This window comes from Corallococcus llansteffanensis, from assembly GCF_003612055.1.
GTDB lineage: Bacteria > Myxococcota > Myxococcia > Myxococcales > Myxococcaceae > Corallococcus > Corallococcus llansteffanensis.
On sequence record NZ_RAWB01001104.1, the window covers coordinates 1 to 835 of the forward strand.

1 protein-coding gene is annotated in these 835 nt (G+C 68.7%); it reads right to left on the reverse strand.

Annotated elements, in window-relative coordinates:
• Positions 1-835: amino acid adenylation domain-containing protein (locus tag D7V93_RS43610; protein WP_120648729.1), on the reverse strand; the 835-nt coding region annotated here is incomplete at both ends.

The window sequence follows — 835 nt, forward strand, 5'->3', positions numbered from 1 at the left end:
GCCACCACCACCGCGTCCTTCACCGCCTCCTGCTGCCGCAGGGCGGATTCGACTTCGCCCAGCTCGATGCGGAAGCCCCGCACCTTCACCTGGAAGTCCACCCGGCCCAGGTACTCCAGCACGCCGTCCGCCCGGTACCTCACCCGGTCCCCTGTGCGGTACATCCGGCTGCCCGCGGGGCCGTGCACTTCCGGCAGGAACTTCTCCGCCGTGAGCTCTGGCCTCAGCAGGTAGCCGCGCGCCTGGCCCTCACCCGCGAGGTACAGCTCGCCCGCCACGCCCACCGGTACCGGTTGCAGGTACGTGTCCAGCACGTACGCGCGCGTGTTGGTGAGTGGCCGGCCGATGTTCGGCACTTCCTCGCGCCCCACCAGCGACCACGTCGAGTACGTCGTGTCTTCGGACGGGCCGTACAGGTTGTACAGCTTGCGCACCGTGGGGACGCCGTACACCTGCTTCGCCAGCGTCTCCGGCAGCGCTTCACCCGCGAGGTTCACCACGCGCACCGACGGCGGCACCGCGCCCAACCGCACCAACTGCGCCATCGCCGACGGCACCGTGTTGATCAGCGTCACCTCCGCATCGAGCGGAGCCTCCGCCAACTGCAGCGCGTTGCGCACCACCACCACGCTGCCACCACGCACCAGCGGCGCGAACAGTTCGAATACCGAGAGGTCGAAGTTGAGGGACGTCGCAGCCAGCACCGCCTTCGTCTCTTCCTCTTCGAACGTCTCCTGGGCCCACGTCAGGAAGGCCACGGCGTTCCGGTGCGTCACCGCCACGCCCTTCGGACGGCCCGTGCTTCCCGACGTGTAGATGAGATACGCCGCGTTCT